Below are 25,253 nucleotides of genomic sequence, written 5' to 3' on the forward strand. Positions count from 1 at the left end.
CACGTCCGCGGACGTGGACACGGAGGGCCCGCTCGTCAGGCCGAGATCCGGTCGAGCAGCAGCGGCAGCGGCTCGTCGCCGGTGTCGACGCCGACCGCGCCCTCCAGCGCCTCCAGCGCCCGCTCGATGCGCGCCGGGTCGTCGGTGTGCAGCTCCAGCAGCGGCTGGCCCTCGGTGACCTGCTCCCCCACCGTCGCCGTCCAGGTGACGCCCGCCGCGGCCGAGACCGGGTCCTCCTTGCGCGCCCGCCCGGCCCCGAGCCGCCAGGCGGCGACGCCGAGGGCGTAGGCGTCCAGGCGGGTGAGCGTGCCGGTGGCCGGGGCGGTCACCACATGCCGCTCCGCCGGCTGCGGCAGCGGGGCGTCGGGGTCGCCGCCCTGCGCCGTGATCATCCGCCGCCACACGTCCATGGCCCGGCCGTCGCGCAGCGCGTCGGCGGGGTCGACGTCGGGGCGCCCCGCGCCGGTGAGCATCTCCCGCGCGAGCGCCAGGGTCAGCTCCACGACGTCGGCCGGGCCGCCGCCGGCGAGCACCTCCACCGACTCGGCCACCTCGACGGCGTTGCCCGCGGCGCGCCCCAGCGGCCGGTCCATCGCCGTCACCAGGGCCACGGTGTTCACCCCGGCGGCCTCGCCCAGCCCGACCATCGTGCGGGCCAGCTCGCGGGAGGCCTCCGGGTCCTTCATGAACGCCCCGGACCCGGTCTTGACGTCGAGGACCAGCGCGTCGGCGCCCTCGGCGATCTTCTTGCTCATGATCGAGCTGGCGATCAGCGGGATCGACTCGACCGTCGCCGTGACGTCGCGCAGCGCGTAGAGCTTCTTGTCCGCGGGCGCGAGGTCGTGCCCGGCCGCGCAGATCACCGCGCCCACCTCGGCGAGCTGCCGCAGATAGGCGTCCTCGTGCACGTCGGCCCGCCAGCCCGGGATCGACTCGAGCTTGTCCAGCGTGCCGCCGGTGTGCCCGAGCCCCCGGCCCGACAGCTGCGGCACGGCGACGCCGCACGCGGCGACCAGCGGCGCGAGCGGCAGCGTGATCTTGTCGCCCACCCCGCCGGTGGAGTGCTTGTCGGCGGTCGGGCGGCCGAGCGAGGACAGGTCCTTGCGCTCGCCGGAGTCGATCATCGCCTGGGTCCAGACCGACAGCTCGCCGGGCGACATGCCCTGGAAGAACACCGCCATGAGCAGCGCGCTCATCTGCTCGTCGGGCACCGTGCCGTCGGTGTAGGCGCCGATGACCCAGCGGATCTGCTCGGGCGTGAGCGCCGCGCCGTCGCGCTTGGCGCGCAGCACGTCGATGGCGTCCATCAGCCCTGCCCCCGCTCCTCCGCCGCGACCAGGTCCTCCGGACCGAAGGCGTCGGGCAGCACCTCACGCATGGGCACGATGCCCAGCGACACCGTCTCGATGAGCATCTCCGGGCCGCCGTGCTCCCACAGCAGCTGGCGGCAGCGCCCGCAGGGCATCAGCGGCTGCCCGTCGCCGCCGACGCACGCCACCGCGACCAGCCGGCCGCCGCCGGTGCGGGCGAGGTCGCTGACCATCCCGCACTCGGCGCACAGGCCCAGCCCGTAGCTGGCGTTCTCGACGTTGCAGCCGGTGACCACCCGGCCGTCGTCGACCAGCCCGGCCACGCCCACGGGGAACCGCGAGTACGGCGCGTAGGCGTGCGTCATGGCCTCCCGGGCCGCCGTGCGCAGGGCGTCCCAGTCGACGTCCCCCATCTAGTTCTCTCCTCTTCGGTAGACCACCCCGTCGGCCTTCGGCATGCGCAACCTCTGCGAGGCCAGCGACAGGACCAGCAGCGTGGTCAGGTGCGGGGTGAAGAAGACGATCCCCTCGGGCAGCCGGTCGATGGTGAGGAACCCGACCAGCGAGGCGGCGGCGAAGACCCCGGCGATCCCGGCGACGAGCCACCTCCCGCGCCGGGCCTGCACGACCGCCAGCACGGCGAGGAGGACGGCGATGAGCAGCAGCAGGGCCACCACCGCGGTCTGGCTGCGCAGCTGCAGGGCGTCGGCGAACCCGAACAGGCCCGCCCCGGCCGCCAGCCCGCCGGGTCGCCAGTTGCCGAAGATCAGCGCGGCCAGGCCGATGAAGCCACGACCCCCTGTCTGACCTTCGCGGTAGATGCCCGCCACGAACACCAGGAAGACGCCACCGAGGCCGGCCAGCGCGCCGGAGACGATCACGGCCAGGTACTTCAGCCGGTAGACCGGCACGCCCAGGGAGTCCGCGGCGGCCGGGTTCTCACCGCACGAGCGCAGCCGCAGGCCGAAGGCCGTCCGCCACAGCAGCAGGTAGGAGACCGGGACGAGCAGCACGGCGAGCAGGGTCAGCAGGCCCACGCCGCTGGTCAGCCCGCGCAGCAGCCCGGCTGCGTCACTGACCAGGAACCAGTGCTGCTGTTCCAGGTCGCCGAGCAGGTCCGGTCCCGAGGACAGCACCGGCAGCGAGAAGTCCGGCGGGTCGCTGCTCAGGGACGGCGACTGCGTCGGACCACCGCCGGTGCTCTCGTCGAACAGCAGCTCGGACAGGAAGCGGACCACGCCCTCGGCGAGGATGTTGATCGCGACGCCGGAGACCACGTGGTCGACGCCGAACGTCACCGTGGCGATCGCGTGGAGCAGACCGCCGGCCGCGCCGAAGACCACGCCACCGATGACCGCGCCGGCCCAGCCCCACTGGTAACCGGCCCAGCCCGCGCCCCAGGTCCCGAGGATCATCATCCCCTCGAGGCCGATGTTCACCACGCCCGCGCGCTCGGACCACAGCCCGCCCAGCGCCGCCAGTCCGATGGGGACGGCGAGCAGCAGTGCGGCCCGGAGCGTCGAGGACGAGGTGAGCTCCTGCTCGCCCGAGATGACGCGGACCAGCGAGAAGAGCAGCCACAGGCCGACGAGCACCCACAGCACCCGCCGGGCCCGGCCGCCGCCGGTCAGCAGGTCGGTGAGCGGGCCGCGGCTGGGCTGACCGGTGCGGGTCGTCGCCGTCGTGCTCATGCTCGTGCTCCCTGCTGGTCCCCGGGCGCACCGGCGCGGACCTGCCCGCCGTCCGGGGCGGGAGGCGGTGGCGCCGCGCCGTCCCCGCCGCCGTCCGGTGCCGGACCGGCCGACGCACCGGCCCGCTCGGCCGAGCGCAGCGCCAGCCGCCGGGCGATCTCGTTGGCGATGACGACGGCGAGCACGATCGTGCCCTGGATGATCGTGACGACCGAGGACGGGATGTCGGCGAACTGCAGGGGCAGTGCCGCCCGGTCGAGGAAGGCGAACAGCAGCGCGGCCAGCGCGATGCCCACCGGGGTGCTGCGGCCCAGCAGGGCGACGGCGATGCCGAGGAAGCCGAGGCCGGCGGTGAACTCGGTGCCGTAGTCGAACTGCGACCCGAGCAGGTCGGGCAGGCCGATCAGACCGGCGATCGCGCCGGAGATCAGCATGGTCTTCACGACCATGCGCCGCGCGTCGACACCGCTGGCGGTGGCCGCGGAGGGCGACAGGCCGGTGGCGCGCAGGTCGAACCCGAAGCGGGTGCGCTTGATCAGCACCGCGACGACGACCCCGACCACGACCGCGACCAGCAGGAAGCCGTAGAGACCGCTGCGCGGTGCGGCCAGGCCCAGCCCGGTGAGCAGCCCGTTGAGGCTCGGGAAGCGGCCGGACTCGGGGATCTCCGAGGTCGTGATGATCGAGGCACCCGGCGGGCTCCCCCGCAGCGGGCCGGTCAGCAGGAACGACGCCAGGCCCAGCGCGACGAAGTTCAGCATGATCGAGCTGATGACCTCGCTGACGCCGCGGGTCACCTTGAGCACGCCGACGATGCCGGCCCAGAGCGCCCCCACCACCATCGCCACGACCACGATGAGCAGCACGTGCAGCGGGGCGGGCAGCACCACGGCTGCGCCGACCCCGGCGGCCAGGATGGTGGCCAGCCGGTACTGGCCCTCGACGCCGATGTTGAACAGGCCCATCCGGAACGCGACCGCGACGGCGAGCCCCGCGAGGAAGAGCGGCACCGCCCGGTTGAGGATCACGACGATCGACTGCACCTGCTGCGACGGGGTGGTGCCGAGGTCGACCATCACCCCGAACGCCTCGAGCGGGTCCTGCCCGATGAGGACGATGACCACCGCGGAGATGACCAGGGCGACCAGGACGGCGAGCACGGGGCCGAGCAGGGACAGCCCCACCCGGCGGAGGAGGCCGTTCACGCCGCACCCGCCGTCCGCGCGCCGGTCATGTGCCCGCCGAGTTCCTCGGGGGTCACCCGCCGCGGGTCGAGGGTGGCCACCAGGCGGCCGCGGAGCATGACGTGCAGCGTGTCCGACAGGCCGATCAGCTCGTCGAGGTCGGCGGAGATGAGCACGATCCCGAGTCCCTCCGCGCGGGCGTCCTTGAGCAGCTCCCAGATCACCGACTGGGCGCCGACGTCGACGCCGCGGGTCGGGTGGGCGGCGACGAGCAGCCGCGGCGCGGCGCTCATCTCGCGCCCGACGATCAGCTTCTGCTGGTTGCCGCCGGAGAGGGCGACGGCCAGCGTGTCCGGGCCGGGGGCGCGGACGTCGTACTCCCGCATGATCCGCGCGGTGTCGGCGCGGGCGCCGCGGCGGTCGATGAAGGGACCCTTCACCGCGGGCGGGCGGGTCTGGTGGCCGAGGATGCGGTTCTCCCAGAGCGGCGCGTCCAGCAGCATGCCCTGGCGGTGCCGGTCCTCGGGGATGAAGCCGACACCGGCCTCCCGGCGGGCGCGGGTGCTCCAGCCGGTGACGTCGTCCGTCCCGAGGACGACCGACCCGGCGGCCAGCGGGCGCAGCCCCATGATCGCGTCGACGAGCTCGGCCTGGCCGTTGCCCTCGACACCGGCGATGCCGACGACCTCGCCCTCACGCACGGTGAGCGTGACGTCGTCCACCACGGGACGGTGCCCCACGTCGGTGACCGTGACGCCGGTCAGCTGCAGCACGGGGGTCTCGCGGACGGTGGACTCGCGGGTCTCCGGGGTGGGGAGCTCGGCACCGACCATCAACTCGGCCAGCTGCTTGGCCGTCGTCGTCCTCGGGTCGGCCGTGCCGACCGTGGTGCCGCGCCGGATGACCGTGATCGAGTCGGCGACACGGCGCACCTCGTCGAGCTTGTGCGAGATGAAGATGACCGTCAGGCCCTCGCGCTTGAGCTCGGCGAGGTTGGCGAACAGCTCGTCGACCTCCTGCGGCACGAGCACGGCGGTCGGCTCGTCGAGGATCAGGGTCCGCGCGTTCCGGTAGAGGACCTTGGCGATCTCGACCCGCTGCCGGTCGCCGACGCCGAGGTCCTCGACCAGCGCGTCGGGGCGCAGGCCGAGGGAGTAGCGGTCGGAGATCTCGGTGATCCGGCGGCGCGCCTCGGCCAGGTCCAGCCGGCCGCGCCGGGTGGGCTCGCTGCCGAGGACGACGTTCTCCAGGACGGTGAAGTTGTCGGCCAGCATGAAGTGCTGGTGGACCATGCCGATGCCCGCCGCGATGGCGTCGCCCGGGCTGCGGAGGGCCACCTCACGGCCGTCGACGAGGACCTGGCCCTCGTCGGGGCGGTGCTCGCCGTAGAGGGTCTTCATCAGCGTCGACTTGCCGGCGCCGTTCTCGCCCACGATGGCGTGCACCTCACCGCGACGGACCCGCAGTTCGATGTCCCGGTTCGCCACCACGCCGGGGAAGCGCTTGGTGATCCCGCGCAGCTCGACGGCGAGGGGGGCGTCGCCCGCTGCCGGACTGTCTGCTGGCGAGTCTGCTGGTGCCATGCCGGCAACTCCTCGCTGTGGCCCGCCGGTGGGCGGGAGGTCACTTCGGACGGCGCCGGCGCGCGGGATCAGCCGCTGCGCCGGGCTTCGGGCCCAGGGGCCGTGCGTATGGTGCCCTACTCGCCGGGCTCCGTCCGCGCCTGGGGCGGCCCCGGCACGACGCGGGCCCGGGCGTTTCCCGCCCGGGCCCGCGTCGCAGGGTGGATCAGTCGTGCAGAGTGACTCCCGAGCGGGTCACTCGATCGTCGTCGGGACCGTGATGGTGCCGTCGATGATCTGCTGGGCGTAGCCGTCGATGTCCTGCTGGATGTCGTCGATGTAGCCGCCCGACGTGGACAGGCCGACGCCCTCGCTCTCCAGGTCGTAGCGGACGTCGGCAGCGCCCTCCACGGTGCCCTCGGAGAACTCGTTGATGAAGGCCTCCACCGCGTTGTCGACCCGCTTGAGCATCGAGGTCATGATCACGGCCTGGAGCGCCGGGTCGTCGACCGTCTGGTACTGGTCGGAGTCGACGCCGATGGCGCGCTTGCCGGCGGTGGCGGCGGCCTGAAAGACGCCGACGCCCGAGCCACCGGCCGCGTGGTAGACGATGTCGGCCCCGGCGTCGTACATGCCCTGGGCGACGATCTGGCCGCGGGCCGGGTCGTTGAAGCCGCTGAAGTCACCGGCCGGCGAGATGTACTGCCGGTCGATGACGATCTGCGGGTTGACCGCCTGGGCCCCGGCCACGAAGCCGGCCTCGAACTTCTCGATCAGCGGGCTCTCCACGCCGCCGACGAACCCGATGTGGGCGCTCTCGCTCTTCAGCGCGGCGGCGACGCCGGCCAGGAACGACCCCTGCTCCTCGGCGAAGACGAGCCCGGTGACGTTGTCGCCCTTGGCGCCGTCCTCGTTGGACCCGTCGACCTGCGCGAACGTGGTGTCGGGGAACTGCGGCGCGACCTCGGCGATGACGTCGTCGTAGTTGAAGCCGACGGCGATGACCGGGTTGAAGCCCTGCTCGGCCAGCTGGGTGAGCAGCTCGGCCCGGTTGGAGGCGTCGTCGTTGGGGCTGAGCTCCTGCATCTCGCCGTCGAGGGCCTCGACGGCCGCCGACACACCGGCGTAGGCGGAGTCGTTGAACGACCGGTCACCGCGGCCACCGGTGTCGTAGGCGAGGCCGACGCGCAACTCCTCCGCGCTGCCGCCGCCCTCGCCGCCCCCGCCGCCCGCGGCGGGCTCGTCGCTGGCGCAGGCCGCCAGGGCCATGCTGCCGGCCAGCAGCAGCGCTGCGGCCTTCATCTTCCGCGCTCGGCGCAAGACGATCTCCTCTCTGGAGGGAGCTGCCCGCGAAGGACGCGGAGGGCGCTCCCGTGGGTCCTGGTCGCGGCCGCGAGCGGCCGCCCGGACGTGGACGACCCCGGCACGCTAACCGCGCTCTCCGGGCAGGTCGCCATGCCTGCGGCGGACCGAGACGGGATCGTTGTGAAGCGGCCCGGGTCCCGTGGCCCCCGCCACTGCGCCCGGTCCCCGCAGGGGGCGCCGCCGGGGCTAGCGTCCCCCCGTGCGGCGACGACGGGGTGCGCTCGCGGCCGTCCTGGCCGCCCTGGCCGTCCTCCTCGGGGGCGGCCCGGCGGTGGCCGCCCCCGACCCCGCGCGGCCCACCGCCGACCTCGCCGCCCCGACCCCGACCGCGCCGCTGCCCGGCGGCCCGCCGCAGGGCGAGGGCCCCGGCGGGGTCACCGTCGGCGGGGAGGGGCTGGACACCCGCGGCACGGTCGTCGTCGACGGCGCGCCGCCGCTGCCGGCCGACGTCGTCGCGGCCGGGTGGCTGGTGGCCGACGCCGGCACCGGCGACGTCCTGGCCGCCCGCGACCCGCACGGCCGCTACTACCCGGCGAGCACGCTCAAGACGCTGACGCTGCTCACCCTGGCGCACCGGCTGGACCCGGCGACGGTGGTCGACGGCACCGTCGAGGACGAGGCGATGGAGGGCAGCAAGGTCGGGATCGTGGTCGGCGGCCACTATCCGGTCGGCCTGCTCTTCCAGGCGCTGGTCATGCAGTCGGGCAACGACGCGGCCAACGCGCTGGCCCGGGCGTTCGGCGGGACGGCGGCCACCGTGGACGCGATGAACGCCACCGCCCTGGAGATGGGCGCCTTCGACACGGTCGCGGGCTCGCCGTCGGGCCTCGACGTCGCCGGGCAGACCTCCTCGCCCTACGACCTGGCGTTGTTCTTCCGCGCGCTGGTCGCCGACCCGGTCACCGCCGGGATCCTGATGACGCCGACGGCGCAGATGCCCGGCGTCGAGGGCCGCTCGCCCGGCTTCCAGATCCAGAACCAGAACCCGCTGGCCGGCTACCCGGGGATCCTGGGCGGCAAGACCGGCTTCACCGACGCCGCCCGGCACACCTTCGTCACCGCCGCCGAGCGCGACGGGCGGCGGCTGGTGGTCAGCGTCATGGGCACCGAGAACGTGCCGCGCCGCGCCGCCGACCAGGCCGCGCTGCTGCTCGACTGGGGGTTCACCGTGCCGCCGTCGCTGGGCAGGGTCGGCACGCTGGTCGACTCCGCCGCCGACGTCGTCCCTCCCGAGCCGACGACGACCGCCGCCCCCTCCCCCGCGGGGCCGGCCGAGGTCGCCGCCGGCCCGGCCCGGCCCGCTCCCCCCGCGGACGACGGCCCGCCCGCCCTGGGCGCGGTGGCGCTCGGCGCGGCGGCGGTCGCGGTGGTGGCCGCGACGCTCATCGGCCGGCGGCGGGCGGTGCGCCGGGCTCCGCGGGGACCGGCGGGTCCTCCGGGCCGGCGGGGCTCCCGGGACCGGCAGGGTCCTCCGGGGCGGTCGGGACCGTCCGCTCCAGGGCCGGGAGGGTCGCCGTCCACGCCGCGGTGAAGAACGCGAACCGGGCCACGAGGTTGATCCACACGAGGATGCCGACGGCGCCGCCGAACGCCGACGAGGTGACGCTGCCGGAGATCAGCGACAGGTAGAGGCTGCCGGCCAGCTTCATCAGCTCGAACCCGGCCGCGCCGAAGACCGCGCCGGGCAGGAGCAGCCGCAGCGGGTGCGACGTCGAGGGCACCACCCGCAGCAGCCACAGGAAGACCAGGACGTCGCCGGCGAAGGCGAGCACGATGCCGACCACGCTGCTGACGGCGCCCCAGCCGGGCGCGTCCTCGACGCCGAAGACGGACAGGACGCCGTTGGCGGCCTGGGTGGCGAAGCCGGTCAGGCCGATGGAGGCCAGGCCGGCCCCGCCGAGGGCGACCAGCGCGACGAGGTCGGCGAGGTTGTCCCGCCAGAACTCGGGCTCGTCGACGTGGCCCTTCCAGATCCGCTCCATGCCGATCCGCAGCTTGTCCATCGCGCGCAGGCCGGCGTAGAGGAAGCCCGCGACGCCGATCAGGCCGGTGATGCCGGCCGCGCTGACCGCCGAGCGCAGCTCCCGGACGATCTGCTCGCCGGTCGAGCCGGGGAACGCCTCGCGGATGGCGTCGTAGAGCTCCTGCTGCAGCAGCGCGTCGCCGGAGAGGACCAGCGCGATGACCGACGCGACCAGCAGCAGGACCGGGAACAGCCCGAGGAACACGAAGTAGGTGACGCCGGCGGCCATGAGGTCGCCCTGGGTGCGGGTGTAGCGCCCCCCGGCCCGCGCCAGGTGGTCGAACCACGGCCGGCGGCGGCGCTGGGCGTCGACGACGGCGGTGATCCGGGAGCCGACCCCGGCGATGCGGGACCAGGGCGCGCGGACGACGTCGGCGGCGCGCGGCCGTCCGTCCCGGGGTGCACCCACTGGTCCGAGTCTGGTCCCTGGACGGGGGTGCCGCGCGGGGGCCTAGTGCGGCGGGCCGGTGAGGGGGTACTCGCGGGCGACCGCCCAGGTGCCCTCCGGCGTCTGCTCGAACTCGGTGAACGAGGTGACGCGGAACTCCGCGGAGAGGTCGCCGAGGCCGGTGTAGGCCAGCTCCAGCATGTCGCGCGGGACGTCGTGCGCCACGGTCACGTGCGGGTGGTACGGGTAGGTCAGTGAGCGGGCCAGCGGGCCGGACCGGACGTCGGTGGCCAGCAGCTCGCAGTTGCCGATGCCCCGCGCGACGGCGACGAACACGACCTCCGAGACCGGCGTGAACGTGCCGGTGCCCGACAGGTGCATGTCGAAGGGCGGGTGGGCCGCGGCGACCCGCACCAGGTGCTCGGTGATGGTCGCCCGGTCGGCGCAGGGCACCTCGGTGGGCGGCAGGAGCGTGACGTGCGGCGGCACGAAGCCCGCCTGCGGGTCGCCCACCTTGGCGCGCCAGTCGGTCAGCAGCTGTGCCCACGGCTCGGGGATCGGCACCAGGACCCCGACGACGGCGGTCTCCGGCGGCGCCGTCCGGCTGCGCGGGACGAACGTGTCGTCGTTCACGACCCCGCCACCGGCGCGAGGAAGCCGACCCGCTCGTAGACCGCGCGGACGGTCCCCGCGGCCACCTCGCGCGCCCGGGCGGCGCCGGCGGCCAGCAGCCGCTCGAGCTCGGCGCGGTCGTCGAGCAGCTCGTGGGTGCGCTCGCGGACCGGCGTCACGAACTCGGCGACGACCTCGGCGAGCTCCTTCTTGAGGTCGCCGTATCCGCGGCCGGCGAAGCGCTCCTCCAGCTCCGCCACCGGGGTGCCCGACAGCGCGCTGTGGATGGTCAGCAGGTTGGTGACGCCGGGCTTGCTCACCGGGTCGGCCACGACCTCGCGGCCGGTGTCGGTGACCGCCGAGCGGATCTTCTTCGCCGTCACCTTCGGGTCGTCGAGCAGGAACACGCAGCCGGCCGGCGGCAGGCTCTTGCTCATCTTCTTGTCCGGCGACTGCAGGTCCATGATCCGCGCGCCGCCGGCCGGGATGAGGGTCTCCGGCAGCGTGAAGGTCTCGCCGAAGCGGCCGTTGAAGCGGGTGGCGAGGTCCCGGGTCAGCTCCAGGTGCTGGCGCTGGTCCTCACCCACCGGCACCTGGTCGGCCTGGTAGACGAGGATGTCGGCGGCCTGCAGCACCGGGTAGGTGAACAGCCCGACCGAGGCCGAGGCGGTGCCCTCCCGCTGGCTCTTGTCCTTGAACTGCGTCATCCGGCCGGCCTCGCCGAAGCCGGTGAGGCACTCGAGCACCCACGACAGCTGCAGGTGCTCGGGCACGTGGCTCTGCACGAACAGCGTGCTGCGCTGCGGGTCGACGCCGAGGGCCAGCAGCTGGGCGGCCGAGACCAGGGTGTTCCGGCGCAGCTCCTCGGGGTCCTGCGGCAGCGTGATCGCGTGCAGGTCGACGACGCAGTAGAAGGCCTCGGTCGTCTCCTGCAGCGCGACCCACTGGCGGAGCGCACCGAGGTGGTTGCCGAGGTGGAAGGAGCCCGCCGTCGGCTGGATGCCGGACAGGACACGGGGAAGAGGCACGACGGCCATCAAACCAGCCGGGCGCTAGGCGACCGGCGCGCCGGGGCGCACCGTGTCGGGGGTCGTGGCGGCGAGCACGTCGTCGAGCGCGGCGAGGAACAGGTCGTCCTCCTCGGGCGTGCCGACGGTCACCCGGATCCCCTCGCCGGCGAACGGCCGGGTGATGACGCCGCGGGCCTCCAGCGCCGCGGCGGTCGCGGCGGACGGCTCCCCCAGCGGCAGCCACACGAAGTTGGCCTGGCTGTCGGGCACCTCCAGGCCGCGCCCGCGCAGGGCGGCGGTGAGCCGTTCGCGCTCGGCGACGACGGCGGCGACGCGGCGGCGGACCTCGTCCTGGCTGCCGAGCGCGGCGACGGCGGCGGCCTGGGCGAGCATCGAGACGCTGAACGGCACGTGCGTGCGGCGGACGGCGTCGGCGACGGCGCGGTCCTCCGCGACCAGGTAGCCGACCCGCAGGCCGGCCAGGCCCCAGGCCTTGGAGAACGTGCGCAGCACCGCGACGTTCGGGCGCCCGCGCATCAGCTCCAGGCCGTCGGGGACGTCGGGGTCGGTGACGAACTCGCGGTAGGCCTCGTCGAGCACGACCAGCACCGTCGCGGGCACCCGGTCGAGGAAGCGCTCGAGCTCCGCCCGCCGGACCGCGGTGCCGGTCGGGTTGTTGGGGTTGCACACGAACAGCAGCCGGGTGTCGTCGTCGACCGCGGCGGCCAGCGCGTCGAGGTCGTGGGTGTCGGGGGCGCCGCCGGGGGCCGAGGGCACCAGCGGCACCTGCAGGCTCCGTGCCCCGGCGACCTGCGCCAGCAGCGGGTACATCTCGAACGACCGCCAGGCGAAGGCGATCGCCGTCCCGGGGTCGTTGAAGGCCTGGGCCAGCTGCTGGCAGAGCATGACCGCGCCGCAGCCGGGGACGACCTGCGCCGGGTCGACGCCGTAGTGCTCCGCCAGCGCGGCGGTGAGGACGGCGGCCCCGTTGTCGGGGTAGCGGTAGGTCTCCCCCGCCGTCTCGGTCAGCGCCCGCAGGACGGCCGGCAGCGGCGGGAAGGGCACCTCGTTGCTGGCCAGCTTCACGGCGCGGTCGACGCCGAGCTCGCGCGCCAGGTCGGCCGGGTTGCGGCCGGGCTTGTAGGCCGGCAGCGCCTGGACGGCCGGACGGGCAGTGACCACGGGGCTCGACCTCCGCGCGCCCGGTGCTCCCGGGCGCCGACTCCTAGGGTGGCCCCATGCGCGTTCTCGTCGCCGGTGGGGCCGGCTACATCGGCAGCGTAGTCACCGCCGCTCTCCTCGAGGGCGGCCACGAGGTCACCGTGCTCGACGACCTGTCGACCGGGCACGCCGACGCCGTGCCCGAGGGCGCCCGGTTCGTGCAGGCCACGCTGCAGGACTCGGCGCCGGTGCTGGCCGAGGTGCGGCCGGAGGCGGTCCTGCACTTCGCGGCGAAGAGCCTGGTCGGCGAGTCGCAGGTCAAGCCGGAGATCTACTGGGAGCACAACGTCGGCGGGTCGCTGGCGCTGCTCGAGGCGATGCGCGCGGTCGACTGCCGGCGGATCGTGTTCTCCTCCACCGCCGCCACCTACGGCGAGCCCGAGCAGGTGCCGATCCGCGAGGACGCGCCGACCCGGCCGACCAACACCTACGGCGCCACCAAGCTCGCCGTCGACGCGATGCTGACCTCGTACGCGACCGCGTACGGCTTCGCCGCGGTGAGCCTGCGGTACTTCAACGTGGCCGGCGCCGCGTACGGCCTGGGCGAGCGGCACACCACCGAGACCCACCTCATCCCGATCGCGCTGCAGGTGGCGGCCGGGGAGCGCGAGGCGATGACGGTCTACGGCGAGGACTACCCGACGCCGGACGGCACCTGCATCCGCGACTACATCCACGTCTCCGACCTCGCCGACGCGCACCTGCTCGCACTCACCGCCCCGGAGCCGGGCGAGCACCGGGTCTACAACCTGGGCAACGGCACCGGGTTCTCCGTGCAGGAGGTCGTGGACGCCGTCCGCGAGGTGACCGGGCACCCGGTGCCGGTGCAGGTGGGCGACCGGCGGGCCGGCGACCCGGCGCAGCTGGTGGCCTCCAGCGACCGCATCCGCGCCGACCTGGGCTGGACGCCGCGGCACACCGACCTGGCGGGCATCGTGCGCGACGCGTGGGAGGTCGCGCAGAAGCGCGGCTGAGCGGCCTCAGCCGGCCGGGCTGTCCTCCCCGGCCGGCTCGACGTCGGGCGCCCGGGTGACCGAGAGCCGGGCGATGCGCCGTCCGTCGAGCTCGAGGACGGTGAGCGTGCGGCCCTCGACCTCGACGGCGTCGCCGACGTCCGGCAGCCGGCCGAGCTCGGCGAGCACGTAGCCGGCGACCGTCTCGTACGGGCCCTCGGGCAGCCGCAGGCCGGTGACCTGCGCGAAGTCGTCGAGGTTGAGCAGCCCGTCGACGTCGTGCGGCCCGCCGGGCTCGTCGCCGTCCCCGGGGGCGACCTCCTCGTCGTACTCGTCGTAGATCTCCCCGATGACCTCCTCGATGAGGTCCTCGAGCGTGACGATCCCGTCGGTGCCGCCGTACTCGTCGACGACGACCGCCAGGTGCTGGTTCTCCCGGCGCATCTCCGACAGCGCCGTCAGCACGCCCGCGGTGCCGGGCAGCCGCTTCACCTCGCGGGCCATGTCGCCGACGGTCGCCGCGCGCCCGGCCGGGTGGGTGGGCAGCAGCAGGTCCCGGACGTGCACGAACCCGACGACGTCGTCCTGGTCGCGGCCGGTGACCGGATAGCGCGACCAGCCGGACTCGGCGACCTGGCGGGCGGCGCGGCTGACCGTCGTCGTCGCGTCGAGGAACTCGACCTCGGTGCGCGGGGTCATGACCTCGCGCACCTCGCGGTCGCCGGCGCGGAAGACCTCGTCGATGAGCCGCCGCTCGTCGCTGGACAGCGACTCGTGCGCGGCGACGAGGTCGCGCAGCTCCTCCTGGCTGATCGCCTCACCGCTGGCCCTGGGGTCGCCGCCGAGCAGCCGGACCAGCACGTTCGTCGACGCCGACAGCAGCCAGATCACCGGGCGGGACAGCCGGGCGATGGCGTTCAGCGGCCGGGCGACGAGCAGCGAGAAGCCCTCGGCGCGCTGCAGCGCGAGCCGCTTGGGGGTCAGCTCCCCCACGACCAGGGACACGTAGCTGATCGCGACGGTGACCAGCACGAGCGCCAGCGGGTCGGCGACGCCCTCGCGGAGCCCGCGGCGCACCAGCCAGTCGCTGAACGGCTCGGCGAGGGTGCTGGCACCGAAGGCGGCGGACAGGAAGCCGGCGAGGGTGACGCCGACCTGGACGGCGGCGAGGAAGCGGTTGGGGTCGCCGAGCAGCCGGGCCAGCGCGCGGCCGCGGCGGCCCCGCTCCGACAGCACCCGGACCTGGGCCTCGCGCAGGGACACGAGCGCGATCTCCGCGCCGGCGAACACGCCGCCGATCAGCACGAAGACGACGACCATGACGATGTCGAGCCAGACGTCGCTCACCGGCGGCGTGCTCCTCGCGTCTCGGGGTGGTGGTCCGTCCATGCTGCCCGGAGGGGCACTCGAAACCCACCGCGCGCCCGGGAGACGTCTCCCACGGCCCTCGGACGGACTTGCTGTGACCTCCGTCACGTCACCCTCCCGGGTGACGTCCGGCTACGGCTACTCTCCACGAAGTCACAGAAAGCGACTTGTCGACTTCGTGAGGTAATCACCCCGTGCGCCACCGGTCTTCCCCGCCGTCCGCCCGCCACGCCGCTCCGGTGGCCCCCCAGCGCCCGCCGCGGCGCCGGGGCCGCGCCCGCCGGCTGCTGCCGGTCCTGCTGGTCGTCCTCGTCGTGGGCGGCATCGCGCTGCTCGTGCCGCTGATGGCCGCCGGCCGGGGCGCGCTGTCGACGGCGGAGTCCGCGGCGACCTCCGCGGCGGACGCGGTGCAGGACGGCGCGGAGGACGGCGCGGAGCGCACCGGCGTGGTCACGATGGGCGTCGACGGCTCCCCGACCACCGCCCCGGGGACGACACCCGGCGCGCCGGGCTCGCCGACCGCGGACTCCCCCGCGCCCGGCTCGCCGGCGCCGGGCTCGTCCGCGGCGGACACCTCCGCGCCGGGGACCTCGTCGTCGGCGGGTCGCTCCACCGCCGCCGGCGGGGCGTCGTCGGCGCCCTCCTCGTCCTCGCCCTCCTCGTCCTCGCCCTCCTCGTCCTCGCCCTCCTCGTCCTCGTCGTCCGCCTCGGCGTCCTCGTCCTCGGCGGGCGCGTCGTCGGCGCTGCCCGGGTCCTCGGCCCCGGCGCCGGGCGGCTCGTCGTCCGCCGCGTCCCCGTCGTCGGCCGGGTCCTCGTCCGCGTCGGCGGCGGGACCGGAGGCGCAGACGCCGACCCCGTCGTCGGAGCCCGCGCCGGCACCGGTGGCCCGCACCGCCGCCGCCCCGGCCGCGCCCTCGGCGGAGGCCGCGGTGCTGGCCCTGGTCAACCAGGAGCGCGCCGCCGCCGGGTGCGCGCCGGTGGTCGCGGACGCGGCGCTGGCCGCCGTCGCGCGGGCGCACAGCGCGGACATGCGCGACCGCGGCTACTTCTCGCACGACACCCCCGAGGGGCTGGACCCGTTCGACCGGGCCCGGGCCGCGGGCGTCAGCACAGCGCGGGCGGAGAACATCGCCCAGGGCCAGCCCGACCCGGCCGCGGTGATGGCGGCGTGGATGGACAGCCCCGGCCACCGGGCGAACATCCTGAACTGCTCGCTGACGACGCTCGGCGTGGGCGTGGCCGAGGGCTCCGGCGGCCCGTGGTGGACCCAGCTCTTCGGCGCCTGACCCTCACCGCGCGAGCGCCTCGGCGACGCGGGCGACCAGAGCCTCGGGGTCGCGCAGGTCGGCGGCGCTCACGAAGACCACCCGCCAGCCGGCCGCGGTGAGCCCGTCGAGCCTGCGCCGGTCCCGCGCCAGCTGACCGGACTCGCCGTGCCAGGCGCCGTCGTACTCCACGGCCAGCCGGTGCTCGGGAAAGGCCAGGTCCACCCGCGCGACGAAGCCGCCCCCGTCGTCGCGGACGGTGTACTGCGGCACGGCGACCAGGCCGGCCAGGGCGAGGAGCACGCGCACCCGGGACTCGGGCAGGGACTCGGCCCGCGGGTCGGCCACCTCCACCGCCTGGCGTGCCCGCCGCGCGCCCCGCGGGGACGGCAGCGTCTCGAGGGACCGGCGGAGTCCGGCGCGGTCGACCACGCCGCGCGCGAGCAGGACGTCGAGGGCCGCCACCGCCTCCCCGAGCGGCTCCGTCCGGGCGATGTCGAGCGCCGTCCGGGTCCTGCTGGTGCACCGTCGGCGACGCACCTGGACGACGTCGGCGGGCGCCAGCGCCGTCCGCCGGACCCGGAGACCGGTGACCGGCCCGAACCGCACGCCGGTGGGGACGGACACCTCCACCGGCGTCGCCACGCCCATGAGCACATCGGCGCCGTGCAGGTGGGCCGCCGTCCGGCCGCTGAACACGGCCGTGGGAGGGACGAGCGTGCACGCGCCGCTGATGTGGAGGTCGGGGCCGTCCGGCAACTCGGCGTCGGCGTAGACACCGCGGTGGAGCCGGCGCCAGGCGCTGCTGCGGAGGGCGGACGGGGTCAGCAGCCCGGCGGTGATGGCGTCCCGCGCGCGGAACACCCGGCCGCGGAGTACGGCGGGACGCTGGGGCCGGGGCACCGGGCGAGCCTGCCGTGACCCGCCGTCGACGCGCTCGCGCCGTCCACAGGCGCCGCGACTGCGGGGACAACAGGCCCCGAGACGCGAGCGGCCCCCTCACCCGGGGGTGTGGGGGCCGCCGCGGCGACTACGTCAGGCCATGGCCTTCTGCAGGTTGGTGTCGATGGCGCCCAGGAAGTCCTGGGTGGTCAGCCACGGCTGCTCCTTGCTGATCAGGAGCGCGAGGTCCTTGGTCATCTGACCGCCCTCGACGGTGTCGATGCAGACCTTCTCGAGGGTCTCGGCGAACCGGGTGACCTCGGGGGTGCCGTCCAGCTTGCCGCGGTGGGCCAGGCCCCGCGTCCAGGCGAAGATCGACGCGATCGGGTTGGTCGAGGTCTCCTTGCCCTGCTGGTGCTGGCGGTAGTGCCGGGTCACCGTGCCGTGCGCGGCCTCGGCCTCGACGGTGCGGCCGTCGGGGGTCATGAGCACCGAGGTCATCAGGCCCAGCGAGCCGAAGCCCTGCGCGACGGTGTCGGACTGGACGTCGCCGTCGTAGTTCTTGCACGCCCAGACGTAGCCGCCCTCCCACTTGAGGGACGCGGCGACCATGTCGTCGATGAGCCGGTGCTCGTAGGTGATGCCGGCCTGCTCGAACTGGTCCTTGAACTCGGTCTCGAAGACCTCGGCGAAGATGTCCTTGAAGCGGCCGTCGTAGGCCTTGAGGATCGTGTTCTTCGTCGACAGGTACACCGGGTAGCCGCGCTGCAGGCCGTAGTTCATCGAGGCCCGGGCGAAGTCGCGGATGGACTCGTCGAGGTTGTACATCGCCAGCGCGACGCCGGCGCCGGGCGCCTGGAAGACCTCGTGCTCGATCGGCGCGGAGCCGTCCTTCGGCGTGAAGGTCACCGTCAGGGTGCCCTCGCCCGGGAAGCGGAAGTCGGTGGCGCGGTACTGGTCACCGAACGCGTGACGGCCGACGATGATCGGCTTGGTCCAGCCCGGCACCAGCCGCGGCACGTTCTGCATGATGATCGGCTCGCGGAAGATGACGCCGCCGAGGATGTTGCGGATCGTCCCGTTCGGGGAGCGCCACATCTTCTTGAGGCCGAACTCCTCGACCCGCGCCTCGTCCGGGGTGATGGTGGCGCACTTGACGCCCACGCCGTGCTTCTTGATCGCGTTGGCGGAGTCGACGGTGACCTGGTCGTCGGTGGCGTCGCGGTGCTCGATGCCCAGGTCGTAGTACTCCAGGTTCACGTCGAGGTACGGCAGGATCAGCTGGTCCTTGATGAACTGCCAGATGATCCTGGTCATCTCGTCGCCGTCGAGTTCGACGACGGTGCCCTCGACCTTGATCTTGCTCACGTCAGACATTCCCTCTCTGCAGCCCCGGCCCGTCGGGCCGGGAGTCGGTCAGGTCGCGGTGCAGTCGCTCTACAGCTCCGCGACGTCGGCCTGCTTGGCGCGCACGGCCTCGGCCGCCTCGCGCAGCCCGGCCAGCTCGCTCTCGGTGAGGTCCCCCTCGACCACCCGGCGCACACCCGCGCGCCCGATCTCGGCCTCGACGCCGAGGTAGACGCCGGAGATGCCGTACTCGCCGTCGACCCAGGCGCACACGGGCATCACGGCGCCGGAGTCCTCCATGACGGCGCGGGCCATGCGGGCCGCCGCCGCCGACGGCGCGTAGTACGCCGACCCGGTCTTGAGCAGTGCGACCACCTCGGCGCCGCCGTTGCGGGTGCGCTGCACGAGGTGCTCGACGCGGTCGGGGGCCAGGACGTCGGCCAGCGGCTTGCCGTCGACGGTGCACCGCGAGGGCACCGGCACCATCGTGTCGCCGTGCGAGCCGAGGGTCAGGGTGCGCACCGAGGACACCGGGACGCCGAGCTCCTCGGCGACGTTGTTGGTGAACCTCGCGGTGTCGAGCATCCCGGCCTGGCCCATCACCCGCTCCTTCGGGAAGCCGGTGGCCAGCTGCGCCAGGGCGGTCATCTCGTCCAGCGGGTTGGACACCACGATGACGACGGCGTCGGGCGAGGTCCGCGCGACGTTCTCGGACACGTCCCGGACGATCTTCGCGTTGGTCTCGATGAGGTCCATGCGGCTCATGCCGGGCTTGCGGGGTAGCCCGGCGGTGACCACGACGACGTCGGACCCCTCGGTGCCCTCGTACGAGCCGCCGCCGACGCCGACGACCCTCGTCTCGAAGCCCTCGATCGGGCGGGACTGGTTGATGTCGAGGGCCAGGCCCTCGGGCTTGCCCTCGACGATGTCGGTGAGGACGACGGTCTCGAAGACGTCGTACTCCGCGAGCCGGAGGGCGGTGGTGGAGCCGTAGAAGCCGGCACCGACGACGGTGACCTTGCCGTTCCTGGGCTGCTCTGCCATGGGCGTCAACCTAGACCCGGGACCCCGGTCACCGCGCCCGCGGGCCGACGCGCTCAACTGCCCGGGACGACGAGGGCCAGCGCCGACAGCGCGACCCCCGCCCCGGCCATCAGGACGACGTCGACCGGCCTGCTGCGGACGGCGAGGAAGCCGACCCGGCGGACGGGGAGCACCAGCCGCAGCACCGCCGCGCCGACGAGCGCCAGCCCGACCACCAGCAGGCCGCGCCGCCAGTGCTCCAGCGCCACCATCCCGAGCCCCACCGCGACCACGACCAGCACCGCGAACAGCGGCAGCTGACGCAGCAGCCCGGCCAGGAACGGCCGGCGCAGGTAGAGCGGCGGGCGCGTCATCAGGCCGTGAGCACCTCGTCCGCGGCGGCCCGCTCGGCGGCCAGCACCACGTTCTGCAGGAGCATCGCCCGGGTCATCGGCCCGACCCCGCCGGGGTTGGGCGCCACGTGCCCGGCCACCTCGACGACGTCCTTCGCGACGTCGCCGGCGATCTTCCCGTCGACCCGGCTGACGCCGACGTCGAGCACCGCGGCGCCCGGCTTGACGACGTCGGCGGTGATCAGTCCCGGCACGCCCGCGGCGGCGACGACGACGTCGGCGGTGCGCAGGTGGGCGGCCAGGTCCCGGGTGCCGGTGTGGCAGAGGGTCACCGTGGCGTTCTCGGTCCGCCGGGTGAGCAGCAGCCCGAGCGGCCGGCCGACGGTGATCCCGCGCCCGACGACGACCACCTCCGCGCCGGCCACCGGGACATCGTACCGGCGCAGCAGCTCGACGATGCCGACCGGCGTGCACGGCAGCGGCCCGTCGACGCCGAGCACCAGCCGGCCGAGGTTGACCGGGTGCAGGCCGTCGGCGTCCTTCGCCGGGTCCATCGCCTCGAGGACGGCGTACTCGTCGACCTGGCGCGGCAACGGCAGCTGGACGATGTAGCCGGTGCACGCCGGGTCGGCGTTGAGCTCCTCGACGACGGCGAGGACGTCGGCGAGCGTGGCGGTGGCGGGCAGCTCGCGCTGGATGCTGGCGATGCCGACCTGCGCGCAGTCGGAGTGCTTGGCGTTGACGTACCAGCGGCTGCCCGGGTCGTCGCCGACCAGCAGCGTGCCGAGGCCCGGCCGGTGCCCCGCCGCCGTCAGCGCCGCGACCCGCGCGGTGAGCTCCTGCCGGATGGTGGCTGCGGTCGCCTTGCCGTCGAGGATCGTCGCGGGCACCCCGACAGTGTGCCGGAGGCGCCTCCCGGCCGACCCTCGCGGCCCTACGCTTCGGGGCGAGCACCGCACGGCCGGATCCCTCGAGGAGAGCTGATGACCGAGCGCGACCCGTCCACCCGGCAGCTCGGCGCCGACTGGCGGGAGCAGACGACGCCCGGTCCGGCGCCCGTGGCCGGCGCGTCCGCGGGAGGCGCCGGCGCGTACGGCCAGGCGGCCCCGAACCCGTACACGACGCCCAGCTACTCCGACCGTCCGGTGCCGGTGCGCGGGCCGGACTCGCTCGGCGGGCTGCTGCTCATCCTGGCCGGCATCGCCGCCGCGGTGAGCCTGCCGCTGCGCTGGCTGGCGGGGGGCGACACCGGCTGGAGCCTGGTCCGCCGCGGCTTCGACGAGGCGGGCGCCGGCTTTGGCTCCCTGGTGGACTCCGGCTTCTGGCAGCCGCTCGCCGTCGTCCTGGGCGGAGGCGTGCTGTTCCTGCTCGGGATCCTGCTGTGGCTGCCCGCGCGGACGCACCGCCTCCTCGGCGTCCTCGCGCTGTTCGTCAGCGCGCTGGCGGTCGCCGCGGTGCTCGTGCCGTTCGCCGCGGAGGACTGGGACCCGGCGGCGTTCGGCCTGGGCTTCTGGTTCGCCTGCGCCGTCGGCGTCCTCGGCCTGCTCGGCGCGCTCAAGGCGATGCTCACCGGCCCCCGCTACCGGTAGGTCAGCCCTCGACGAGGGCGCCGTGGGCGCGGGCGACCTGCACCGCCTGCACGAGGTCGAGCCGGACGCCGGTGAGCTCCAGGCCCCGCCAGGGCCAGGCCTCGGTGGCCGCGCCGCGGAGGTCGGTGCCGCGCAGCTTCGCGCCCTGCAGGCGGGCGCGGTCGAGGTCGGCGCCGGTGAGGTCGCACTCGCGCAGGTCGGCGTCGGTGAGGTCGGCCTCGCGGAACCGCTGACCGGACAGGTCGCTGCCGGACAGGTCGACGCCGCGCAGGGACGTCCAGCTCCAGTCCGAGTCGGTGCTGGTCAGCGGCCGGACGACCGCGCCGGGGAACTGCGAGCCGGTGAGCTTGCAGCCCTCCCAGACGGCGTCGATCAGCCGGGCCCGGTCGAACCGGCAGGACAGGAACGCGCTGCCGCGGTGCCGCGAGCCGCTCATCCGCACGCCGGTGAGGACGCAGGAGTCGAACACGCAGCGCCGGGTGACCAGCTCGGTGAGGTCGGCGTCGTCGAACCGGCAGCGGGTGAAGGTGACGCCGTCGAGCTCGGCGCCCCACCAGTCGACGCGGGCGAGGTCGGCGTCCTCGACCTCCTCCCCGGGCTCCGGCGGACCGACGTGGGGCCGGCCCCGCGATGCGCCCGGGCTCAATGCGCGAAGTGGCGGGTGCCGGTCAGGTAGAGCGGGACGCCAGCCGCCCGCGCCGCCGCGACGACCTCCTCGTCGCGCACCGACCCGCCCGGCTGCACCACCGCGCGCACCCCGGCGTCGAGCAGCACCTGCAGGCCGTCGGCGAAGGGGAAGAACGCGTCGGAGGCGGCCACCGACCCCGCGGCCCGCTCCCCCGCCCGCGTGACCGCCAGCCGCGCGGAGTCCACCCGGTTCACCTGGCCCATGCCGACGCCGACGGTCGCCTTGTCGTGGGCGAGCAGGATCGCGTTGCTCTTGACCGCGCGGACCGAGCGCCACGCGAACACGAGGTCGTCGAGGCCGGCGGCGTCCAGCGGCTCGCCGCACGCCAGCGTCCAGGTGGTCGGGTCGTCGCCGGCGGCGTCGATGCGGTCCGCGCTCTGCAGCAGCAGCCCGCCGCCGACCGGCCGCAGCTCGACCGGGGGCCGGCCGGCCTCGGGCAGCCGCAGCAGCCGGATGTTCTTCTTCGCCGTCAGCACCTCGACGGCGTCGGCGGTGAACGACGGCGCGACGACGACCTCGGTGAACACCCCGGCGACCTGCTCGGCCATCGCCAGGTCGACCTCGCGGTTGGCCGCGATGACGCCGCCGAAGGCCGAGACCGGGTCGCAGGCGTGCGCCTTGCGGTGGGCGGCGGCGACGTCCGGGCCGACGGCGATCCCGCACGGGTTGGCGTGCTTGATGATCGCCACGCACGGGTCGTCGTGGTCGTGCGCGGCCCGCCACGCGGCGTCGGTGTCGACGTAGTTGTTGTAGGACATCTGCTTGCCGTGCAGCTGCTCGGCGTGCGCCAGACCCGGCTCCCCGCCGCGGTACAGCGCGGCCCGCTGGTGCGGGTTCTCGCCGTAGCGCAGCACGTCGGCGCGCTCCCAGGACGCGCCGACCCAGGACGGGAAGCCGGACTCGTCGTCGGGGGCGAGGACGTTGCCCATCCACGAGGCGACGGCGATGTCGTAGGTGGCGGTGTGCCGGAAGGCGGCCCCGGCCAGCCGCTGCCGCTCGGGGAGGGTGAAGCCGCCGGCGGCCACGGCGGCGAGCACGTCGCCGTACCGGGCGGGGTCGACGACGACGGCGACCGACGGGTGGTTCTTCGCGGCCGCGCGCACCATCGCCGGGCCGCCGATGTCGATCTGCTCGACGCAGTCGTCCGGCGTCGCGCCCGAGGCCACGGTCTCGGGAAACGGGTAGAGGTTCACGACGACGAGGTCGAAGGCGGCGATGCCGAGCTCCTCGAGCTGTGCGACGTGGTCGGGCTTCCGCCGGTCGGCGAGGATGCCGGCGTGCACGGCGGGGTGCAGCGTCTTGACCCGGCCGTCGAGGCACTCGGGGAAGCCGGTGACCTGCTCGACCGGGGTGACCGCGATCCCGGCGTCGGCGATGCGCCGCGCGGTGGCCCCGGTGCTCACCAGCTCCACGCCGGCGTCGGCCAGGCCGCGGGCGAGCTCCTCGATCCCGGTCTTGTCGTAGACGCCCAGCAGGGCACGGCGCACCGGCGTCCGGGTGTCGCTCATCGGGGGCTCTCCTCCGTCGTCCCGGTGACGAGTCGCGCCACCGTCTCCACCAGGAGCGTCCGCTCCACGGCCTTGATCCGTTCGTGCAGGCGGTCCTCGTCGTCGCCCGGCAGCACCGGCACCTCGCGCCGGGCGAGCACCGGGCCGGTGTCGACGCCGGCGTCGACCAGGTGCACCGTGCTGCCGGTGACGTCCACGCCGGCGGCCAGCGCGTCGCGGACGGCGTGCGCGCCCGGGAAGGCCGGCAGCAGCGCGGGGTGGGTGTTGACCAGCCGGCCCTCGTAGCGGGCCAGGACGGCGGGGCCGACGATCTTCATGAACCCGGCCGACACCACCAGGTCGGGCTCGTGCGCGGCGATGGCCTCGGCGAGCGCGCGGTCCCAGGCGGCCCGGTCGGGGAACTCGCGCAGCGCGACGGTGAAGGTCGGCAGGCCGCGGCGGCGGGCGTGCTCCAGCCCGGCGGCGTCGCGGTCGGCGCCGACGGCGACCACCCGCGCCGGGTAGCCGGGGTCGTCGGCGGCCTCGAGCAGCGCCGCGCACAGCGAGCCGGTGCCCGAGATCAGCACGACGACCCGCGCCCGCGGGGAGTTCTCGGGGCGGGGCACGTGCGCGACCCTATCGACGGCGCCGGGGCCCTCAGCCGAGGGACCGCCAGCGCGCGGTGGCCGCCCCGACCGCCGCGGCGACGCCGGCCTGCAGCGCGACGGAGAGCGCGGTGGCCACCGGCGGCGCGCCGACGTCGGCGAGCGCGCCGTCGCCCAGCGACCCACCGGCCACCGCGGCGAGGACGCCCACGGCCAGCCCCAGGACGGCGCCGGCCAGCACGCCCCACAGGCCGGCGACCACCGAGCCGCCGTGGTCGTCGGTCATGCGGCGGCCCAGCGCCACCCCGGTGACCAGGCCGGCCAGCGCCGGGACCGCCTGCGAGACGAACGCCAGCAGCGGCACCGCCTGGGTGTCGGGCAGCGCGGCCAGCAGCGGGAACGCCGGCACCGGCCCGAGGCTGATCCCGTGCACCGAGACGACGGTCCCGGCGCCGACGGTGAAGCCGGGCCCGGCCGCCACCCCGAGCGCGGCCACGGCGGCGTTGGGCAGCAGCAGCGCCCCGAGCGCCAGCGTGCCGACCGCACCGGCCCCCGAGCCGCCCAGGGTGCCTGCGACCGCGGCGTACCCGGCGGCGTCCGCGGCCAGCGCGACGGCGACGACGGCGAGGCCCAGCGCCCCCGCGGCGAGCAGCCCGGCGAGGACGGCGGGCAGCAGCGGCCGCGCCGGCCCGGGCAGCCGGTCGAGCACGCCGTCGAGCAGGTCGCCCTCGCGCAGCACGCCCCAGCCGGCGGCGACCGCGGCGAGGACGGCGGCGCCGGCGGCGCAGCGCAGCAGGTCGGTGCGGGCGCCGGGCCCGTCGACGGCGAGCCCGAGCAGGACGGCGAGCAGCGTGTGCACCGCGACCGCGGTCGCCACGACGCCGGCCGCGGCGCGGGCACCGGCGGGCTCGGCGACGCGCACCACGCCCCGCCCGGCGCGGTCGAGCCCCCAGGCGACGGCGAGGGTGAGCAGCAGCGGCGCGAGGACCAGCGGCCCCGACGGCAGGTCGAGCCCGCCGCCGCCCGCCAGCAGCCACAGCCGGCCGCCGACGCGGGCCGCACTCGGGACCGACAGCCCGCCGGCCGGGTCGAGCGTCTCGACGACGAGGACCGCGAGGCCCAGCCCGAGCAGCCCGAGCAGCGTCACCGCGGCGGTGGCGGCGGCGCTCAGCGCGGCCGGGTACCAGGGCCGCCCGGCACCGGGGCCGCGCTGTCCCGGCAGGGGCAGGCGCGCCAGCAGGGAGACCACGCCTCCACTCTCGCAAGCGTCCCGCCGTCTGTCCGCCGCACGCGCCGGGGAGGCGCCGGAACGCCGACGAGGGCCGGC

Annotated in this window: 24 protein-coding genes and 1 pseudogene; 4 read left to right on the plus strand and 21 right to left on the minus strand. The window is 75.1% G+C overall.

Annotated features, from left to right (window positions below; all coding sequences use genetic code 11):
* Window positions 1–35 precede the first annotated feature (35 nt).
* From ACI8AA_RS19155 to ACI8AA_RS19180, 6 genes are all read right to left on the minus strand, one after another.
* Complete coding sequence (locus ACI8AA_RS19155; RefSeq protein ID WP_457045969.1) at window positions 36–1,307, minus strand: thymidine phosphorylase; 1,272 nt, start codon at window positions 1,305–1,307, stop codon at window positions 36–38.
* A complete protein-coding gene (locus ACI8AA_RS19160) occupies window positions 1,307–1,723 on the minus strand; it encodes a cytidine deaminase (RefSeq protein ID WP_457045970.1) in 417 nt (138 codons plus the stop codon). Before ACI8AA_RS19160 ends, ACI8AA_RS19155 begins: the two co-directional genes overlap by 1 nt.
* On the minus strand, window positions 1,724–3,001 hold the full coding sequence (locus ACI8AA_RS19165) for an ABC transporter permease (RefSeq protein WP_457045971.1): 1,278 nt from the start codon (window positions 2,999–3,001) through the stop codon (window positions 1,724–1,726).
* The gene (locus tag ACI8AA_RS19170; protein WP_457045972.1) at window positions 2,998–4,206 is read right to left on the minus strand and encodes an ABC transporter permease; all 1,209 of its coding nucleotides are present in this window, start codon (window positions 4,204–4,206) and stop codon (window positions 2,998–3,000) included. The genes ACI8AA_RS19165 and ACI8AA_RS19170 overlap by 4 nt, the downstream gene beginning before the upstream one ends.
* Window positions 4,203–5,768: an ABC transporter ATP-binding protein gene (locus ACI8AA_RS19175; protein WP_457045973.1), complete on the minus strand. Its 1,566-nt coding sequence runs from the start codon at window positions 5,766–5,768 to the stop codon at window positions 4,203–4,205. The genes ACI8AA_RS19170 and ACI8AA_RS19175 overlap by 4 nt, the downstream gene beginning before the upstream one ends.
* A 234-nt stretch (window positions 5,769–6,002) precedes the next feature.
* Window positions 6,003–7,067 carry a BMP family lipoprotein gene (locus ACI8AA_RS19180; RefSeq protein ID WP_457045974.1) on the minus strand — a complete coding sequence of 355 codons (1,065 nt, stop codon included), beginning with the start codon at window positions 7,065–7,067 and terminating at the stop codon, window positions 6,003–6,005.
* 244 nt (window positions 7,068–7,311) lie between these two features.
* Between ACI8AA_RS19180 and ACI8AA_RS19185 the strand changes: the two genes are divergently transcribed.
* The gene (locus ACI8AA_RS19185) at window positions 7,312–8,643 is read left to right on the plus strand and encodes a D-alanyl-D-alanine carboxypeptidase family protein (protein ID WP_457045975.1); all 1,332 of its coding nucleotides are present in this window, start codon (window positions 7,312–7,314) and stop codon (window positions 8,641–8,643) included.
* A 31-nt stretch (window positions 8,644–8,674) separates the two neighbouring features.
* On the opposite strand, the pseudogene ACI8AA_RS19190 reads toward ACI8AA_RS19185, so the two are convergent.
* The 4 genes and pseudogenes from ACI8AA_RS19190 to hisC form a co-directional block, all read right to left on the minus strand.
* Window positions 8,675–9,364 (minus strand): annotated as a pseudogene (locus tag ACI8AA_RS19190) (YihY/virulence factor BrkB family protein); the annotation flags it as partial.
* A 222-nt stretch (window positions 9,365–9,586) separates the two neighbouring features.
* Window positions 9,587–10,156: a 2'-5' RNA ligase family protein gene (locus ACI8AA_RS19195; RefSeq protein ID WP_457045976.1), complete on the minus strand. Its 570-nt coding sequence runs from the start codon at window positions 10,154–10,156 to the stop codon at window positions 9,587–9,589.
* Window positions 10,153–11,172: a tryptophan--tRNA ligase gene (trpS, locus tag ACI8AA_RS19200; protein WP_457045977.1), complete on the minus strand. Its 1,020-nt coding sequence runs from the start codon at window positions 11,170–11,172 to the stop codon at window positions 10,153–10,155. Before trpS ends, ACI8AA_RS19195 begins: the two co-directional genes overlap by 4 nt.
* 15 nt (window positions 11,173–11,187) lie before the next feature.
* Window positions 11,188–12,327, minus strand: coding sequence for a histidinol-phosphate transaminase (hisC, locus tag ACI8AA_RS19205; RefSeq protein ID WP_457045978.1), 1,140 nt, complete (start codon window positions 12,325–12,327; stop codon window positions 11,188–11,190).
* Between the two features lie 56 nt (window positions 12,328–12,383).
* On the opposite strand from hisC, the gene galE reads away from it, so the two are divergent.
* Window positions 12,384–13,340, plus strand: coding sequence for a UDP-glucose 4-epimerase GalE (galE, locus tag ACI8AA_RS19210; protein ID WP_457045979.1), 957 nt, complete (start codon window positions 12,384–12,386; stop codon window positions 13,338–13,340).
* A 6-nt stretch (window positions 13,341–13,346) separates the two neighbouring features.
* On the opposite strand, the gene ACI8AA_RS19215 is transcribed toward galE, so the two are convergent.
* Together ACI8AA_RS19215 and ACI8AA_RS19220 are read right to left on the minus strand one after the other, a co-directional pair.
* Window positions 13,347–14,666: a hemolysin family protein gene (locus tag ACI8AA_RS19215; protein ID WP_457045980.1), complete on the minus strand. Its 1,320-nt coding sequence runs from the start codon at window positions 14,664–14,666 to the stop codon at window positions 13,347–13,349.
* 208 nt (window positions 14,667–14,874) lie between these two features.
* Window positions 14,875–15,579 carry a hypothetical protein gene (locus ACI8AA_RS19220; protein WP_457045981.1) on the minus strand — a complete coding sequence of 235 codons (705 nt, stop codon included), beginning with the start codon at window positions 15,577–15,579 and terminating at the stop codon, window positions 14,875–14,877.
* On the opposite strand from ACI8AA_RS19220, the gene ACI8AA_RS19225 reads away from it, so the two are divergent.
* On the plus strand, window positions 15,569–15,973 hold the full coding sequence (locus tag ACI8AA_RS19225; protein WP_457045982.1) for a CAP domain-containing protein: 405 nt from the start codon (window positions 15,569–15,571) through the stop codon (window positions 15,971–15,973). The genes ACI8AA_RS19220 and ACI8AA_RS19225 overlap by 11 nt on opposite strands.
* Before the next feature lie 3 nt (window positions 15,974–15,976).
* Here ACI8AA_RS19225 and ACI8AA_RS19230 read toward each other — a convergent pair whose 3' ends face one another.
* From ACI8AA_RS19230 to ACI8AA_RS19250, 5 genes are all read right to left on the minus strand, one after another.
* Window positions 15,977–16,855 carry a DUF559 domain-containing protein gene (locus ACI8AA_RS19230; RefSeq protein ID WP_457045983.1) on the minus strand — a complete coding sequence of 293 codons (879 nt, stop codon included), beginning with the start codon at window positions 16,853–16,855 and terminating at the stop codon, window positions 15,977–15,979.
* Between the two features lie 132 nt (window positions 16,856–16,987).
* Window positions 16,988–18,202, minus strand: coding sequence for an NADP-dependent isocitrate dehydrogenase (locus tag ACI8AA_RS19235; protein WP_457045984.1), 1,215 nt, complete (start codon window positions 18,200–18,202; stop codon window positions 16,988–16,990).
* A 69-nt stretch (window positions 18,203–18,271) separates the two neighbouring features.
* The gene (gene mdh, locus ACI8AA_RS19240) at window positions 18,272–19,225 is read right to left on the minus strand and encodes a malate dehydrogenase (protein WP_387987598.1); all 954 of its coding nucleotides are present in this window, start codon (window positions 19,223–19,225) and stop codon (window positions 18,272–18,274) included.
* Window positions 19,226–19,278: 53 nt separating this feature from the next.
* Entirely contained in the window at window positions 19,279–19,578 is a 300-nt protein-coding gene (locus tag ACI8AA_RS19245) for a DUF3017 domain-containing protein (protein WP_457045985.1), read from the minus strand.
* On the minus strand, window positions 19,578–20,447 hold the full coding sequence (locus ACI8AA_RS19250) for a bifunctional methylenetetrahydrofolate dehydrogenase/methenyltetrahydrofolate cyclohydrolase (protein ID WP_457045986.1): 870 nt from the start codon (window positions 20,445–20,447) through the stop codon (window positions 19,578–19,580). The genes ACI8AA_RS19245 and ACI8AA_RS19250 overlap by 1 nt, the downstream gene beginning before the upstream one ends.
* Window positions 20,448–20,540: 93 nt before the next feature.
* On the opposite strand from ACI8AA_RS19250, the gene ACI8AA_RS19255 reads away from it, so the two are divergent.
* Entirely contained in the window at window positions 20,541–21,146 is a 606-nt protein-coding gene (locus ACI8AA_RS19255) for a hypothetical protein (protein ID WP_457045987.1), read from the plus strand.
* Window position 21,147: 1 nt separating this feature from the next.
* Here ACI8AA_RS19255 and ACI8AA_RS19260 read toward each other — a convergent pair whose 3' ends face one another.
* The 4 genes from ACI8AA_RS19260 to ACI8AA_RS19275 are packed head-to-tail and all read right to left on the minus strand — an operon-like array spanning window position 21,148 to window position 25,175.
* Entirely contained in the window at window positions 21,148–21,792 is a 645-nt protein-coding gene (locus tag ACI8AA_RS19260; protein ID WP_457045988.1) for a pentapeptide repeat-containing protein, read from the minus strand.
* Window positions 21,789–23,342, minus strand: a complete 1,554-nt coding sequence (gene purH / locus ACI8AA_RS19265; RefSeq protein ID WP_457045989.1) for a bifunctional phosphoribosylaminoimidazolecarboxamide formyltransferase/IMP cyclohydrolase — start codon at window positions 23,340–23,342, stop codon at window positions 21,789–21,791. Before purH ends, ACI8AA_RS19260 begins: the two co-directional genes overlap by 4 nt.
* Window positions 23,339–23,947 (minus strand): phosphoribosylglycinamide formyltransferase, encoded by a 609-nt coding sequence (gene purN / locus ACI8AA_RS19270; RefSeq protein ID WP_457045990.1) that lies wholly within the window; start codon window positions 23,945–23,947, stop codon window positions 23,339–23,341. The genes purH and purN overlap by 4 nt, the downstream gene beginning before the upstream one ends.
* Before the next feature lie 31 nt (window positions 23,948–23,978).
* Window positions 23,979–25,175 carry a cell division protein PerM gene (locus ACI8AA_RS19275; protein ID WP_457045991.1) on the minus strand — a complete coding sequence of 399 codons (1,197 nt, stop codon included), beginning with the start codon at window positions 25,173–25,175 and terminating at the stop codon, window positions 23,979–23,981.
* Window positions 25,176–25,253: the final 78 nt, after the last annotated feature.

The sequence above is a fragment of the Geodermatophilus sp. SYSU D01180 genome, assembly GCF_054050415.1.